At 59.9% G+C, this 15,472-nt stretch carries 16 protein-coding genes; 6 read left to right on the plus strand and 10 right to left on the minus strand.

Annotated elements, in window-relative coordinates; all coding sequences use genetic code 11:
- Positions 1-233 precede the first annotated feature (233 nt).
- Entirely contained in the window at positions 234-746 is a 513-nt protein-coding gene (greA, locus tag ADM64_RS00270) for a transcription elongation factor GreA (protein WP_049192847.1), read from the minus strand.
- A gap of 173 nt (positions 747-919) precedes the next feature.
- Entirely contained in the window at positions 920-1,387 is a 468-nt protein-coding gene (locus tag ADM64_RS00275) for a DUF4307 domain-containing protein (RefSeq protein ID WP_049192848.1), read from the minus strand.
- A gap of 261 nt (positions 1,388-1,648) precedes the next feature.
- On the opposite strand from ADM64_RS00275, the gene mca reads away from it, so the two are divergent.
- From mca to ADM64_RS00295, 4 genes are all read left to right on the plus strand, one after another.
- Positions 1,649-2,503: a mycothiol conjugate amidase Mca gene (mca, locus tag ADM64_RS00280; RefSeq protein ID WP_049192905.1), complete on the plus strand. Its 855-nt coding sequence runs from the start codon at positions 1,649-1,651 to the stop codon at positions 2,501-2,503.
- A 27-nt stretch (positions 2,504-2,530) separates the two neighbouring features.
- Positions 2,531-2,815 carry a hypothetical protein gene (locus tag ADM64_RS00285; protein WP_048733974.1) on the plus strand — a complete coding sequence of 95 codons (285 nt, stop codon included), beginning with the start codon at positions 2,531-2,533 and terminating at the stop codon, positions 2,813-2,815.
- A gap of 313 nt (positions 2,816-3,128) precedes the next feature.
- Complete coding sequence (locus ADM64_RS00290) at positions 3,129-4,220, plus strand: 3-deoxy-7-phosphoheptulonate synthase (protein WP_049172260.1); 1,092 nt, start codon at positions 3,129-3,131, stop codon at positions 4,218-4,220.
- Between the two features lie 38 nt (positions 4,221-4,258).
- On the plus strand, positions 4,259-5,044 hold the full coding sequence (locus ADM64_RS00295) for an isoprenyl transferase (RefSeq protein WP_016423188.1): 786 nt from the start codon (positions 4,259-4,261) through the stop codon (positions 5,042-5,044).
- A 30-nt stretch (positions 5,045-5,074) separates the two neighbouring features.
- Here ADM64_RS00295 and coaA read toward each other — a convergent pair whose 3' ends face one another.
- Positions 5,075-6,010 carry a type I pantothenate kinase gene (coaA, locus tag ADM64_RS00300; RefSeq protein ID WP_038626177.1) on the minus strand — a complete coding sequence of 312 codons (936 nt, stop codon included), beginning with the start codon at positions 6,008-6,010 and terminating at the stop codon, positions 5,075-5,077.
- A gap of 150 nt (positions 6,011-6,160) precedes the next feature.
- On the opposite strand from coaA, the gene glyA reads away from it, so the two are divergent.
- A complete protein-coding gene (gene glyA / locus ADM64_RS00305; RefSeq protein ID WP_049192849.1) occupies positions 6,161-7,462 on the plus strand; it encodes a serine hydroxymethyltransferase in 1,302 nt (433 codons plus the stop codon).
- Positions 7,463-7,533: 71 nt separating this feature from the next.
- On the opposite strand, the gene ADM64_RS00310 is transcribed toward glyA, so the two are convergent.
- Together ADM64_RS00310 and ADM64_RS00315 are read right to left on the minus strand one after the other, a co-directional pair.
- Entirely contained in the window at positions 7,534-8,751 is a 1,218-nt protein-coding gene (locus ADM64_RS00310; RefSeq protein ID WP_241486300.1) for an HNH endonuclease signature motif containing protein, read from the minus strand.
- Positions 8,752-8,909: 158 nt separating this feature from the next.
- Positions 8,910-9,455 carry a GNAT family N-acetyltransferase gene (locus ADM64_RS00315; RefSeq protein ID WP_049192850.1) on the minus strand — a complete coding sequence of 182 codons (546 nt, stop codon included), beginning with the start codon at positions 9,453-9,455 and terminating at the stop codon, positions 8,910-8,912.
- An 80-nt stretch (positions 9,456-9,535) separates the two neighbouring features.
- On the opposite strand from ADM64_RS00315, the gene ADM64_RS00320 reads away from it, so the two are divergent.
- A complete protein-coding gene (locus ADM64_RS00320; RefSeq protein ID WP_048733985.1) occupies positions 9,536-10,294 on the plus strand; it encodes an enoyl-CoA hydratase-related protein in 759 nt (252 codons plus the stop codon).
- A 42-nt stretch (positions 10,295-10,336) separates the two neighbouring features.
- Here the strand turns inward: ADM64_RS00320 and metS are convergent, their stop codons facing one another.
- From metS to ADM64_RS00345, 5 genes are all read right to left on the minus strand, one after another.
- The gene (gene metS / locus ADM64_RS00325; protein ID WP_048733989.1) at positions 10,337-10,504 is read right to left on the minus strand and encodes a methionine/alanine import NSS transporter subunit MetS; all 168 of its coding nucleotides are present in this window, start codon (positions 10,502-10,504) and stop codon (positions 10,337-10,339) included.
- Positions 10,505-10,509: 5 nt separating this feature from the next.
- Positions 10,510-12,120 (minus strand): sodium-dependent transporter, encoded by a 1,611-nt coding sequence (locus tag ADM64_RS00330; RefSeq protein WP_049190690.1) that lies wholly within the window; start codon positions 12,118-12,120, stop codon positions 10,510-10,512.
- 295 nt (positions 12,121-12,415) lie between these two features.
- Positions 12,416-13,588, minus strand: coding sequence for an acyl-CoA dehydrogenase family protein (locus ADM64_RS00335; protein ID WP_005510658.1), 1,173 nt, complete (start codon positions 13,586-13,588; stop codon positions 12,416-12,418).
- Between the two features lie 634 nt (positions 13,589-14,222).
- Positions 14,223-14,996: an alpha/beta fold hydrolase gene (locus ADM64_RS00340; RefSeq protein WP_016423180.1), complete on the minus strand. Its 774-nt coding sequence runs from the start codon at positions 14,994-14,996 to the stop codon at positions 14,223-14,225.
- A gap of 50 nt (positions 14,997-15,046) precedes the next feature.
- Positions 15,047-15,439, minus strand: a complete 393-nt coding sequence (locus ADM64_RS00345) for a DUF5997 family protein (RefSeq protein WP_042389451.1) — start codon at positions 15,437-15,439, stop codon at positions 15,047-15,049.
- Positions 15,440-15,472 lie beyond the last annotated feature (33 nt).

Genomic DNA, 15,472 nt, shown 5'->3' on the forward strand with positions numbered 1-15,472 from the left:
CTAACGCACAAGCGCCGGTTAGCCCGTTATTACGGGTGGCCGGCGCTTTGTTGTTGGCAGTCGACATATTGACCGATCAGGCTGTTCAGTGTGACGTCGTAAAGCGCGTTATTGAAGCGGGAGAGGGCACAAAAAATGGACCGATAGGCCATATGGGCTTCTATCGGTCCAAGAATCGGGCACTGTGGCCCGAAGTTGCCGCCTGGGTTGAGGCGGTCTAACGCCGGGAGCGCTTAGGCGTCCATCTCCGGGTCGTACGGCTCAGCCTTGACCACAGTGACAGACACTTCGTCGCCGCTCGGGGAAGCGTAAGTGCGGGTCTCGCCCTCCTTAGCGCCGACCAGAGCCTTGCCCAGCGGGGAATCGGTGGAGTAGGTCTCCAGGTTCGGGTTGGAGGAGTCAGCGCCACGGGTACCGATGAGGAAGGTCTCGGTGTCGTCTTCGTCGCCGTCGTAGTAGACGTGGACCACGGTGCCGACCAGAGCCACACCGGACTCCTGCGGAATCTCGCCGACGGTGGCGCGCTGGAGCAGGTCTTCGAGGTAGCGGATGCGTGCCTCTTCCTGTCCCTGCTGCTCACGAGCGGCATCGTAGCCGGCGTTTTCCTTCAAGTCGCCCTCTTCGCGGCGCTCGTTAATCTCGGCGGCGATGACCGGGCGGTTTTCATATAGCGCCTCAAGCTCGCCCTTGAGCTTGTCGTAGGACTCCTGGGTGAGCCATGGGCTATTGTTCTTTGCCTCAGTCATGGTTCCTCCTGTGTTTTGGCTATTTAATACAAAAGCGGCCCCGCTTGGGGCCGTCGGCTGCGTCACAGGATAGCACTGTCACGCCACATGGCAATAACAGGCGCGTCGGAGTGTTGTCGCGCACGCTTTACGACGTGCCGTGGAAGCGCATAATCCTCAGTTGCGAAAGGAGGTTACTTCGCAGGTGCGAGGAACTCCGGAATGTCGGTGGAGCAGCCGTAGACATCGCCTGCGACGGCCAGCTCGCGGGTGGCAATGGGGACGTCCATACGCACCGTAGCGGGGCCGCCGCCCGGGATGAATACGTCGCGACGGCCGACCTCTGCCACGTCATAGTTCAGCGCGTAGATGATGCAGTAGCTATCCAGCTCCGGCTTTTCGCGGGTGACGTCCAGCGTGAAGATGAACTGCTCATCTTCCTTACCTGGAGTGCGGCTCCAGCCCGCTTGCGTTGCAGAGACATCCGGGGCGGAGACGCGGTTCATCTGAACGAAGATGTATGCGCCGGCGATGACGAGCATGCCAACAATAGCGATGACAACCAATTTCGCAGGGAGAGTGCGATTATTATCCCCATAGCGCTCGCGCTGTCGCTTCGGCGCTGCGGTATTTCGGGTGTTTCGCTCCGAACTTTCAGCCATGTTTTTTAGCCTATCGGAGTTCTTGGTCGACGTGGTAAAATGTTGACAGTTAAACAATCTTTCTGGTGTGGCGCAGTGTCCTGCTGCTATGTTGTTCCACCGAGTAGCGATGCTGCGTGGTCATATGATGGTGCAGCGCTATAGTGGGGCGGTATTGAAACGGTGCTGTAGTAGCATCGTTGCGGTCGAAGGGCCCCGGCCTCGGCCAGAAAACATGGACTGAGATAGTAGCGGGAGTGACTTCAATTGGCACTTCGTCTGATGGCGATTCACGCTCATCCTGATGACGAATCGAGCAAGGGCGCCGCAACAATGGCCCGATATGCGGCGGAAGGGCATCGCGTCAAAGTGGTGACCTGCACCGGCGGTGAGGCCGGTAGCATTCTCAACCCGGCGATGGATCGGCCGGAGGTGCGGGAGAATATCGCCGCGGTGCGCGTTAACGAAATGGCTGCAGCCGCTGAGATTCTCGGTGTTGAACATGAGTGGCTCGGCTTTACCGACTCCGGTCTGCCTGCGGGCAACCCGGTGCCGGTGCTGTCGCACGGTGTGTTTGCTCGCCAATCGGTCGAGGATGCGACGAAGCCTCTCATCCGGGCCATCCGGGAATTCCGCCCGCACGTCGTCATTACTTACGACGAAAACGGTGGCTACCCGCACCCGGACCACATCATGACCCATATCGTGTCCATGCGCGCTTGGCTGGAGTCCGGAACGGATAAGTACCCCGAGCTCGGTGAACCATGGGAGATTTCCAAGCTCTACTACACCCACGGTTTCATCAAGGCGCGCCTCATCGCGCTGGATAACTACTACCGCGACAACGGCTTGGAAAGCCCGCTGGCCGAGTCCTTCCGTCGTTGGACTAAGACTCCCGGCGACATCATGACCCGCGTGACCACGCAGGTCGAGTGCGGCGATTACTTCCAGCAGCGGGATCAGGCGCTGCTGGCGCACGCCACGCAGATCGATCCGAACGGGCCATTCTTCGCCGTGCCGGTAGACATTCAGCAGCGCGTTTGGCCGACCGAAGAGTTTGAACTCGCCCGCACTCGCGTGCAGACCGAGCTGCCAGAGACCGATCTCTTCGCTGGTATCGACCCCGACGCGGAATAGTCCGGAATTAACGCTAAGCTGGAACTCATGATTGAAAGCTTCGATGCCTTGGCGGCTCGCACGACAATTTTCCTGGCGCAGAACCCCACTGGTCCGCGGGGTGCTGACTTCGGTAAGGCCTCTCCTATTGGCCTGCTCATCATTGTCGTTTTGCTCATCGTCATCCTGGCTCTCGGCTGGGATCTCTCGCGCCGCGCGAAGCGCATGGCTGCTCGCCGGAAGTTCGCAGAGGCGCACGGCATGGATCCCTTCGATTCCGAGGCCGTGGATAAAGCGATGGCTGCAGCAGAGCAGCGTCGTGAAGCGGAGTAGTTAGCGTCAAGGCATGTGCGCGCCGCTTGACGACGGGCGATGTGTGCACCCCTGATTGCGTCCCATGTGGCGGGATTTGGAGTTCGAATTGCGGGATTCTAGGCAGTGCGCTACAGTCAAGCGCATGCGTATGTGGCGATTTTATTTTTCGAAGGCTCCGGAGGCAGTGACGACATAGTCACAGCCGGCGGCTAATCGTCACGTCGCCACCAACCGGAGCCAAAGGCAGCAGCCCCAACCAATCGGGGCGCTGCCTTTTGTCGTATCTACAGCCAAAATGCGCAACTAATCACCCAGAGAAAAGAGACCTCAGATGACCCCTCCAACTTCCCTCGAAGCCCCCGCCTCGACCGCGAACCGCCGCGTCGTAGCCTTCCACGACCTGCCCTCCCCAGAAGAGGTCATGGCCAAACAGCCACTGACCCCAAACCTGGTTAACGAGGTAGAGCAGTCGCGACTCGACGTCGCCCGCGTCATCGCCCGTGAAGACGATCGTCTGCTGGTCGTTGTCGGCCCGTGCTCCATTCACGACCCTGAGGCCGCCATCGACTACGCCCGCCGCCTGAAGGCCACCGCCGATGAGCTCGACGAGGACCTGCTGGTCGTCATGCGCGTCTACTTCGAAAAGCCGCGCACCACCGTCGGCTGGAAGGGACTCATCAACGACCCCGACCTGGATAGCTCCTTCAAAATCAACAAGGGCCTGCACATGGCCCGCGAGGTACTCATCGAGGTCCTGCGCACCGGCCTGCCCGCCGGCGCCGAATTCCTCGAGCCCAACAGCCCGCAGTACATTTCCGACGCCGTCTCCTGGGGCGCGATCGGTGCGCGTACCACGGAGTCGCAGGTCCACCGTCAGCTCGCTTCCGGACTTTCCGTGCCCATCGGCTTCAAGAACGGCACCGACGGCAACGTCCAGGTCGCCGTGGACTCGCTGGTCTCCGCAGCAAACCCGCACTTCTTCTTCGGCATGAACGACCAAGGCCGCGCCGCCGTCGTCGAAACCGCCGGCAACCACAACTGCCACATCATCCTCCGCGGTGGCACCTCCGGCCCGAACTGGGACGAAGAATCGCTTAACGACGCCGAAGCGCGCCTGAACAAGGCCGAGCAAACCGTCAGCATCATGGTGGATGCCTCCCACGCCAATTCCGGAAAATCCGAGGTGCGCCAGGCCGAGGTCGTTGAGGAGCTCGGCAAGCTCATCGGGGGCGGCGACGAGCGCATCACCGGCATCATGATGGAGTCCTTCCTCGAAGCCGGCGCGCAAAAAATTACCGATGGTCGTAAGGGCCTCGTATACGGCAAGTCCGTCACCGATGCGTGCATGGATTGGGAAACCACCGACCGGCTGCTGCGTACGCTTGCGGCAGAAGTTCGGAAGCGTCGGCAGGCACGCGACTAAGCACAAAGTGGCCGTGCCCATTGGGTAGGGTTACATATGTGAAAGAAAACCAGCCGTCCTCACTCCGGCGGATCGCCTATCCGCTCTACGAGCGCAAACTAGCCCAAGAGCTAGAAGGAAAACCTCGCCCCAAGCACGTTGCCATCATGGCCGATGGCAACCGCCGCTGGGCGAGGGAGGCTGGATTCACCGACGTCAGCCACGGCCACCGCGTCGGCTCCCGCAAAATCGCAGAATTCGTCGGCTGGTGCGCCGAGCAGGAAATCGAGCTGGTCACCATCTACCTGCTCTCCACCGAAAACCTCGGGCGAGACCCCGAAGAGCTGGAATTACTGTTCGACATCATCGCCGACGTCGTCGACGAATTGGCGCAATCGCCTAACGACGTGCGCCTGCGCATGGTCGGCCACCTCGAGCTCCTTCCGGAAAGAATGACCGCCCGGCTGCGTCACGACGAAGAAGTCACCGCGAACAACACCGGCATCCAGGTCAACATCGCCGTTGGCTACGGCGGCCGGCAGGAAATCGTCGACGCAGTACGCAGAATCATCCGGGAATCAGTCGCCGAGGGAATCGATGCTTCCGAGCTTGAGGAGCGCATCACCACCGATGCCATTTCTCGCCGCCTCTACACATCCGGACAACCGGACCCCGATCTAGTCATCCGCACTTCCGGAGAACAGCGGCTCAGCGGCTTCCTTCTCTGGCAAACCGCCTACTCCGAGATTTGGTTCACCGATACCTACTGGCCCGAATTCCGCCGCATCGACTTCCTCCGCGCACTTCGAGACTTTTCGCAGCGCTCACGCCGCTTCGGCAAATAACCTCCCTACATCCGGAAAAATTTCCGGATGTTAGAGTTTGCGCATCCGGACCCTCGAAACCTTGTGGTCCCGAGACTTCGTAAGAACTAATGACGCCCGCACTCGAGTGGGCAAAATATTTTCCGTCAGGTTCGGCAAGTTCACCTGCTGCCAAATGCGTCGGGCCACCTCGGCCGCAGCTTCGTCGTCAAGCGTGGCGTAATCCGCGAAGTGCGCGCCCGGAGCGCGAAACGCCGTCTGGCGGAGACTGAGGAAACGATTAATGTACCAGCGTTCGATGTCCGCGCGCGGGGCATCGACGTAGACACTGAAATCGAAAAGATCGGAAATCATCAGCGTCGGGCCCGTCTGCAAAACGTTGAGCCCCTCGAGAATGAGAATGTCCGGACGATCGACATCGACGAACTCATCCGGCACCCGGTCATAGAGCGTGTGCGAATACACCGGCGCCTTCACATGCCGCGCCCCCGACTTCACCGCCGTGACAAACCGCATCAACGCACGCTGATCATACGACTCCGGATACCCCTTGCGCTGCATAATGCCACGGCGATTCAATTCCTCAGAAGGGTAGAGGAAGCCATCAGTGGTGACCAAGTCCACCCGCGGATTAGTCTCCCAGCGCTCGAGCAGTACCTGCAGCAAACGCGCCGTCGTTGACTTGCCGACCGCCACCGAACCCGCGACGCCGATAATAAACGGCACCGACGCCCCCTTCGAAGGATTTTCCCCAAGGAAGTTCGACGTTACAGCGTTCAGCTCCCGATGCGCCGCCACACGCATATGAATCAACCGGGAAAGCGGAAGATAGACCTCGGCGACTTCGTCCAGGTCGATGTTTTCACCGATACCGGAAAGTCGTTCAGCTTCCTCTTCCGTCAGCACCAGAGGCATATTCTTGCGCATTTCGCGCCACTGCTCGCGTTTGAACTCGACGTACGGGCTGGGGGATGTTGCGCGCGTCATACTTCCAATTGTGCCAAGGGGGTGCCGAAAACCGGAAAACGAGTCAATAAAGGGGGCATGCTTGATTGGTGCTGCTTTCGTGGTTTGCCCCATAAAGGGCTAGCATGGCCTGTGGCATTGAAGTTTTATTGAAAGGTCGAAAACCTACTCATGACCGGGGCTAACAATAACGATGTCCGCTACCAATCGCTGCGTGAACTCGATCCCGACCTCGCAGAGGCAATGGCAGGGGAGCTCTCTCGTCAGCGTGACATGCTCGAAATGATTGCTAGTGAGAACTTTGTTCCACGTGCAGTGCTGCAGGCTCAGGGCTCGGTTCTGACCAACAAGTACGCCGAAGGATACCCGGGTCGTCGTTACTACGGCGGCTGCGAATACGTCGACGTCGTCGAGGACATGGCACGCAACCGCGCCAAGGAGCTCTTCGGCGCTGAGTTCGCCAACGTTCAGCCGCACGCAGGCGCGCAGGCCAACGCTGCCGTTCTGCATGCGCTAATCAACGCCGGTGACAAGATTATGGGCCTCGACCTGGCACACGGCGGTCACCTGACCCACGGCATGAAGCTGAACTTCTCCGGCAAGCTCTACCACGTCGCCGCATACGGTGTGGACAAGGACACTATGCGGATCGATATGGACAAGGTGCGTGAGCAGGCGCTCGCAGAAAAGCCGGATGTCCTCATCGCAGGTTGGTCGGCGTACCCGCGCCACCTCGACTTCGAAGCTTTCCGCTCCATCGCCGATGAGGTCGGCGCGAAGCTGTGGACGGACATGGCGCACTTCGCAGGTTTGGTTGCCGCCGGTCTGCACCCGTCGCCGGTTCCGCATTCTGACGTTGTGTCGACCACCGTTCACAAGACTCTCGGTGGCCCTCGTTCGGGCATGATTTTGGCCAAGCAGGAGTACGCCAAGAAGCTGAACTCCGCTGTTTTCCCGGGGCAGCAGGGTGGTCCGCTGATGCACGCTATCGCCGGCAAGGCCGTGGCGCTGAAGATTGCTGGTACCGAGGAGTTCAAGGAGCGCCAGCAGCGCACTCTCGCCGGTGCCCGCATCCTGGCTGAGCGTCTCACCGCTGCCGACTGCGCCGAGGCTGGCGTCGATGTTCTCACTGGCGGCACCGATGTCCACCTGGTTCTGGCGGATTTGCGCAATTCGGAGATGAACGGCCAGGAGGCCGAGGATCTACTCCACGCTGTTGGTATCACCGTCAACCGGAATGCTGTTCCGTTTGACCCGCGTCCTCCGATGGTTACATCCGGACTTCGTATCGGTACTCCGGCGCTGGCCACCCGCGGTCTCGACGAGAAGGCCTTCACCGAGGTCGCCGATGTCATCGGTACTGCTCTCGCCGCCGGCAAGAATGCGGATGTTGACTCCCTGCGTGCTCGTGTTTCGAAGATCGCTCAGGAATTCCCGCTTTACGACGGCATCGAGGACTGGAACCTCATCTAATTCTGCGTTTTTGCAGCGCAAGTACCCGTTCTAGCAGTGCGCTAGGACGGGTTTTCCCATACATCCGGGTTTTAGTCCGGAGGTGGTGGCTCCGGCCCAAGCTGTTTCGTCGTACCCGCTCGATACCCCGCGTACGACCTCCCGGACATTGACGTCACAAACGAGTTACTAAACAGGGGCGGTCGAGTTTTGTCCGGCGGGCGCCATCGAATATGTCCGGACGTGGGGATGCGTTCGAGGTGGCCGTTGCGTCCTTCCCGGTCGTCGTCGTTAAGCCCGTTGTGTTCGCGGCAGACCATGGTGAGGTTGTCCAGCGTGGTTGTGCCGCCGTGTTTGTGGGCGACTAGGTGGTGCGCTTGTCCGCTATAGGCGGGGCGTTCACAGCCGGGCCAGGCGCAGATGGGGTTGTCGATGAGCATCGCGATGCGCTGCTCTTCAGTCGCCAGGCGGGGGTTGCCGATGGGAAATAAGTCCGTAATGGCGCTGTGTTCGTCGTAAAGCACGGCCCACCCGGTGTCGGCGAGTAGGGCGTTGAGGAAGACGTCGGGGGCGAGCGCAGAGCCGTTGGTGGTGGCGGCGAATCGCGGGCTGTAGTCGATGAGGTCTTGTGCGGTGATGATGATGGCGGGTTGGTAGCGCATTTCATCGAGCTTGTCGACGGGCGTTGCGGCATCGGCATGCTCGAGGCGCTCGGCAAGCGCTTGGCCGACGCAGCGGTCGTGGGAAAACTCCGGATGGGACTTCCGGATTTCTGCGGCACGGATGGTAAGCGGCGACAGGAGATTGTCGAGCATATCCGAGGGGCCGGAGATGTGGAAGTGCTTCATTCCCCGGATGTCTACCTTCCGGGAAAATCGGGCGCGCAGATGCTGGGGTGGCTCGTCTTCGGTGTTGAGCTCGGTGAGAGTTTCCCGCATGTAGAGATCGAGTTCTTCGAAGCCGAGGCGTTTGGCGGCAGCGACGAATGTGAGGCGGAGGTTGTCGTGGAGTTCGGCGTTGTTGGCTTGGCGGCTGCGCTTGTCGATAAGCACGCAGGTGTCCAGGCTGAGGCCGAGCTGGCGCGCAAGGGCGGTGGCGTCTTCGCGGGCTTTGGTGTTTTCCTCGGTGTCAGCGGGTTGGAGATAGTGGGCGGCGACGCGTAGCAAAAGCCGGAGGCGCGCCGGGTCAAGGCCGAGGGTTGCCGCCAGGTGGGAGGTGGCGTCGTGGCCGTCGGGACGCGCGGCGTGGAGTTCCGCTAGCGTGTCCATTCCGCGCGAGGCCAGTGCGGCGAGCGTCCCAAGAACTGTCATGCCTTTGAAGGTAAAAGTCCGGATGTAGGGGGACAACGCCTATGGGGGCAGGCTGTGGATAAGTCAGCCGGTTTAGCAGTTATCCACATCCGGACTTTTCACCGCGCAAACGCACCGCAGCTGCACCGCCGTACCGCCGCACCACGCGCTGCCGTCTGTTACGCCCCGAAGTCACGCAGGGCGCTGCCGGTGAGGCGGAAGGTGTCCCATTCGTCCATGGGGAAGGCGCCGAGGGAGCGGTAGAAATCGATGGAGGGTTGATTCCACTTCAGGACGCACCACTCGACACGTGAGTAGCCTCGCTCCACGGCAATTCGCGCGAGGTTCTGCAGCAGTGCTTTGCCCTTGCCGGTGCCGCGTGCCTCGGGGCGGACGTAGAGGTCTTCGAGGTAGATGCCGTGGGTGCCTTCCCAGGTGGAGTAGTTGAGGAACCACAGTGCAATGCCGTCGAGGCGCGGGCTGCCTTCAACACCGCCACCAACGCCATCGCCACCATCACCGCCACCGGCGCCGTCGTCCAAATTTCCGGATGTGGAGTCGACGACGTGGCAGAAAATCGCAGGGTTGTCCCCGAAGAGCTGTTCGCGCAGGCGCTCGGGGGTCAGTCGGACGGCATCGGGTTCTTTTTCGTAGGCCGCCAGGTCTTTGATGAGGTCGACGATCTCGTGGACGTCGTCAGGCGTGGCGGGGCGTGGAAGTGTCATGTGTCCCTTGTTACTCGCGGCGAGTGATTTGGTGCAAAAGTGCGTCCGAGGCGGGGGAGATTGCGATAACCTGCGAGGTTATGAGCAACGTTACTCAAGACTTTTCCGACGGCATTCTAGCCATCACCATCGACCGCCCGGATGCCTATAACTCCCTGGATAAGAATCTCCGCTTGGAGCTGAAAGCCGCTTTTGAGCGTGCGCAGGAGCCGGATGTGCGCGCTGTTATCCTGCTCGGCGGGCCGAAGGCGTTTTGTACGGGCCAGGATTTGAAGGAGCACATTTCTGACCTGCAGTCCGGCGCCGGCATGGGCAAGGTTGTCGAGGAGTACAACCCGATGGTCGCGGAGCTGACCGCGATTAACGTTCCGGTTATTGCAGCTATCGAAGGTGCTGCGGCGGGTGCCGGCTGGTCGTTGGCGCTGCACTGTGATTTCCGTATCGCGGGCCCGAAGGCGTCGTTCAAGGCGGCGTTCCCGTCGATTGGCCTGGCCACGGACTGTGGCATGTCGGCGCTGCTGCCGCGCATGGTCAGTGACGCGAAGGCGCGTGAGCTGTTGTTCTTCGATAAGAAGGTGCTTGCCGACGAAGCCCTGAGCCTCGGCCTGGTCACTGAAGTGGTGGATAATCCAGCGACTCGGGCACGTGAGTTGGCTGCCCAGTTTGCGGCGGGGCCGACGGCCGCGCTGAAGGAGATTAAGGCTCTGCTGCGCCGGGATACCTTGTCTGCCGCTGCGGCGGAGGCGGACGCGCAGGCTCGTTTGGCGGTCTCGGCCGACCATAAGGAAGCGGTGGCCGCGTTCTTGGAGAAGCGACCACCGCATTTCGTAGGTGAGTAAGGCAGATACCTGGAGTGGCAGGGGAGAGATAGTAGTGAAGAACTACTGCTCTTCCTGTGCTCCTAGTACTTCACTGGTGAGCTCTGGGTGATCTCCCAGCTCACCGGAAACCTCGTCAGGGTGCTTGGATAGGCTGACCAGCGAGACCGCCAGACCGCCCCAGATGACGATGATGAACAGTGCCATCATGACAATTGCGATACCGGACATTTGGCTTAAACCTCCTCGGTTTCCGGAGTGTGCTTGCGTGGCAGGTGTGAGGACCGCTTGAAATCTGGCGTCACACCGAAGTCCGAGCCCGGAGGGCCATCGAGACGGTGTTGGCCGCGCCAAGGCAGGATGGCCATAATCAGAGCGCCGATGAGAATCACGCCGATGACACCCCAGCCAAAGATGTCGATTTGGGTGTCGGAGTAGCCTTCGTAGTTTTCCTGGAAAAGTCCAATGAGCTCCTGGAACAGGATGACGGCGAGAATGACCGGCGTGATGTTTCCGACGAAGATCTGCCACATGGTGCCGACCTTGAACGAGGACACGGCGTTGAGGTGCATGGCGAACTCGTTGGTGCGGCGCAGGATCCAGTCGATTGCGATGATGGTCAGCAGTGCAACCAGGACGATACCGACGTTGTTGGTGAACTTATCTACGATGTCGAGGGTTACCAGACCTGAGGTGGTCGGGAAGGCCAGCAGCGAGATGACGGCCATGGCGCCACCGACGGTGAGGGTGGCCTGGACGCGGCCGAGGTTCAGCTTGTCCTTGACTGCGGAGACGACGACCTCGAGCAGCGACATCAGGGAGGTCACACCGGCGATTGCCAGGGAGAGGAAGAACAGCAGCCCGAAGACCGAACCGATGACCTTGGGCATCTCAGAGATGACCGTCGGGAATGCGATGAAGGCAAGACCAATACCGGAGGTTGCGACCTCGTCAACGGCCTGACCCGACTGCGCTGCCATGAAGCCCAGGGTGGCGAAGACACCGATACCGGCGAGAACCTCGAAGGAGGAGTTTGCGAACGCGGTGACCAGGCCGGAACCGGTGAGGTTCGTGCGTGGCTTCAGGTAGGAGGCGTAGGTCAGCATAATGCCGAAGGCCACGGACAGGGAGAAGAAGATCTGGCCGTAGGCGGCAATCCATACGCTGGAGTCAGTCAGTGCGGACCAGTCTGGGGTGAAGAATGCATCCAGGCCCTTTGCAGCGCCGTCGAGCGTCAGGGAGTAGATGACCACTGCGACGAAGAGGATGGTCAACAGCGGGATGAAGATAATCGAGACCTTGCCGATGCCCTTGTCCACACCAGCGGCCAGAATGCCGATGACGAGTACCCAGACAATGAGCAGGACGATGGAAATCGAGGGGACGAAGTCCAGAGAGAAGACGCTCTCGGTGTCTACTTGGAGGAAGTCCTTCATGAAGTGGGTCTCGGCATCTGGGCCCCAGCTCTTGCGGATGGACTTCCAGGCGTAGATGAAGGACCACGCGATAATAACGGCGTAGTAGACGGTAATGAAGAAGGCGATACCGACCTGGATCCAGCCGATTGGCTCAGCCCAGGGCTTGATGCGACGCATCGACTTCGGTGCGGACCCTCGGAAGCGGTGGCCGATGGCGAAGTCGAGGAAGAGCAGTGGGATACCCGCGGTCAGAAGTGCGACCAGGTAGGGGATAAGGAAAGCGCCACCGCCGGAGTCATACGCGACATAGGGGAAACGCCAGATGTTTCCAAGCCCGACTGCCGAGCCGATAGCGGCGAAAATGAAGGCTGCTCGGGTGGAAAACACCTCCCTTCGCTGAGGGGTAGCGGTCGAGTTGGTTGTGCTCATACCTCTGGAACTCCAATCCTTCATCTCCGGTCACGCGCTCGCGCGGCCTAGGAGGGAATTTGGTGAAGTGCATCACCATTACCTAACAGAATCTTAGTATATGAGATGGGCATCTCATTGTATAGTTTCGGTTTTGTAGGGGGTAATGTTTTTGGTGAGGGGTATGGCACAGGGGAAGGGAGCTCTAATCCAGCCTCGTAAATAATCGCCAGCCACCTACTTTGAGGTATGCAAAAACCCCGCCAGGAAGACCTGACGGGGTTTGGGGCGAATCGGCTAGACCGACGTGCGCTGTTTACTCTGCGCCGCCCTTGGCGATACGACGGAAGATGATCTCCTTCATGATCTCGTTGGTGCCACCGTAAATGGTCTGGACCTTGGAGTCGAGGTAGTGAGTGGAGATTGGGTACTCGAGCATGAAGCCGTAGCCGCCGAACATCTGCAGGCAGCGGGTAACGATGTCCTGCTGCTCCTCGGTGGTCCAGTACTTGGCCATGGAAGCACCGGTCTCGTCCAGCTGGCCAGCGTTGTGGGCCATAACGGCCTGGTCAACGAAAGCCTGCAGGGCGGTGACGCGGGTGGCGATGTCAGCCAGGTAGTGGCCGTGGACCTGGTGCTGGATAATCGGGCGACCGAATGCCTCGCGCTCCTGAGCGTACTTGTAAGCCAGGGTCCAGGCGCGGCGGGAAGTTGCGACAGAGCCGCAAGCCAGGGTCAGGCGCTCGTGAGCGAGGTTGGTGCGCAGGTAGCCGAAGGCAGCGCCCTCTTCGCCGAGCAGGTTCTCGGCCGGAACGCGGACGTTGTCGAAGTTGAGCTCAGCGGTGTCCTGAGCCTTCAGGCCGACCTTCTGCAGCGGGCCAGCCTTGGTGAAGCCCTCGAGATCAGCGTCGACGATGAACATGGAGACGCCAGCGCGGCCCTTGGATGGGTCGGTGATAGCTGCGACGAGAGCGAAGTCGGCCATCATGCCGTTGGAGATGAAGATCTTGGTGCCGTTGAGGACGTAGTGGTCGCCGTCCTTCTTGGCGAAGGTGCGCATACCTGCCAGGTCAGAACCGGCGCCCGGCTCGGTCATAGCGAGGCAGCCGATGGTGTCGCCGGCGTTCATGGAAGCCAGGTACTTCTGCTTCTGCTCTTCGTTACCGAACTTGGCCAGGTACGGAGCGACCAGGTCGTTGAGAACGCCGAAGGAAACGACGATGGAGCCACAGTCAGCGTTGGAGAGCTCCTCGTTCAGGACCTGGTTGTAGCGGAAGTCCATCTCTCCGCCGCCGCCGTATGCCTCCGGAGTGGACATACCAATCAGGCCCAGCTCGCCGGCCTTCTTGAAAATCTCGCGGTCCGGCTGACCTTCCTTGTGCCAGCGCTCTACGTTCGGGGTGATTTCCTTCTCGACGAAGCCGCGAACCATGTCGCGGAACATGTTGTGCTCTTCTTCGAAGTGAGTACGGGGCAGAAAGTCCTTCATGACATGCTCCTAGAAATATTGTCGTGGAATTTTTGTCTTAAGGCCTTTTCGTACGTCGCAGATAAACGCTGCAGATAAACGCGATGGCCTCGGTTCATCGTCATAGTGACTATGACTGTTGTACCCCATTATGCATGAGTGTGATGAGAGACACTTGTTTTTTTAAAAGTTTTTTCCCGATTGATGATGTGAAATCGCTTGACGACGGATATTGTGCCCAACCTTCCCGGAAAACTACCCCCGTTGCGGTTGGGGGTTGCTATTGAATCCAGACTATCCCCGACAGTCGGCAATGTTAGGTAATGCTAACCTACAAAGCCAGGTGAATGGCTATTTTTGTCATATCTGACAGGCGGGACCCTGGGGCTTTGGGGTCGATAGGGTAGGCGTTTTGGATGGTCATCATGGGGGTGATTAACGAAACATTCTCGTTTTCTTATTCCCATTAGTGCTGGTGGTAGTTAGTATGAGCATCAGGTGGAGACCGGTTCCCTTGATTATCCGAGCTTCTTCCACTGCAGTCATAGCAACCTCCAATTGCACTCGAAAAAATGACGCGACCTGTGCGCCGTCCCCGTGGAATGGACAGCGAGCAGGTCGCGTTATTTTTATTTTTTATTGCTGCGATTAGGCGCTAGTCGGCAATCCCATCAATGTGCGCCAGCAGGGCCGAGTTGTAGTACTCCGGGGTTTCCTGGTTGAGCAGGTGCTTGGCCGGCGAAATGACGACCATGGTCGAGCCCGCGATGCCGTCGTGAAGCGAAGTGACGACGTCGAGAGACGTAGAGGTGTCCTGCTTACCGGCGATGACCAGCGTCGGAGCGGTGATCTCGGCGAGGCGCTCGCGGGTGTCGAAGCGAGAGAGTGCTCCGCAGGCGCCGATGTAGCCGTCATCGGGGCAATCTGCGATCATGTCGCGGAAGCGGGCGGGGAGCTCAGGGGTAGTGTCGAAGCACTCGTCGGTAAACCAGTTGCGGACGACAGTGTCCGCGAGCGCGCCTGTGCCCTTGTCACGCACGAGCTGGGCCTTTTCCTGCCAGGCCTCGGGTGTGCCGAATTTCGGCGCCGTCGACGACAGTGTCAGACTGACCACGCGATCGGCGTGTTCTAGTGCGATGGTCTGGGCGATAGCGCCGCCGAGAGATAGTCCCACAAAATGTGCACGGTCAACATCCTCCTCATCGAGGACCTCGATGATGTCGGCGGCCAAGTGGCTCATGTCCCACTCACCCTCGGGGATAGGGGAATCGCCATGGCCGCGGACATCTGGCGTGATGACCTGGTACTTTTCGCTCAAAGCGGCTACCTGGGGCTCCCACATCTCCTGTGTGGTGCCCAGCGAGCCAATCAGGACAACCGTACCGTTGTCCTTGTGGTTGATTGCATGTGCGGTGTAGTCGATGGCCACGAGATCCTCCTTGAAGGTGTTGGCTGTGTCAGCTGTGCCAGCTGTGTCTGCTAATTCTCGGCGTTGCGAGCAGCTTCAGCGGCAGCCCGACCAGGGCCGTCGTCCTTCTTGGCCTCTGCCTCAGCGGCTTCCACGCGCTGCTTCGCCATGGACTCACGAGCGGCCTCCAGCCACTCCGGCATCTGCTCGAGCAAATCCTTAATCTCCGCCGTTGTCAGCGGCTTGTCCATGTCGTTCTTCTTCAACGCCGTGATAGTGATGCCCAGCTTGCGGGCAACTTCTGGACGCGGGTGCGGTCCGTTGCGGCGTAGCTCAGCGAGCCATTCCGGCGGATTGGATTGCAGTTCGGCAAACTGCGCGTGCGAAATCTCACCAGTGCGAAATTCCTCGGGTGTGGCCGGGAGGAAAATGCCAAGTTTTTTGGCTGCGGTTAGGGGTTTCATGGGTTCAACGCTAGCACCCATTCGAGTAACCTT

Origin of the sequence: Corynebacterium sp. 401_CJEI (assembly GCF_001076435.1) — a bacterium.
GTDB lineage: Bacteria > Actinomycetota > Actinomycetes > Mycobacteriales > Mycobacteriaceae > Corynebacterium > Corynebacterium jeikeium_D.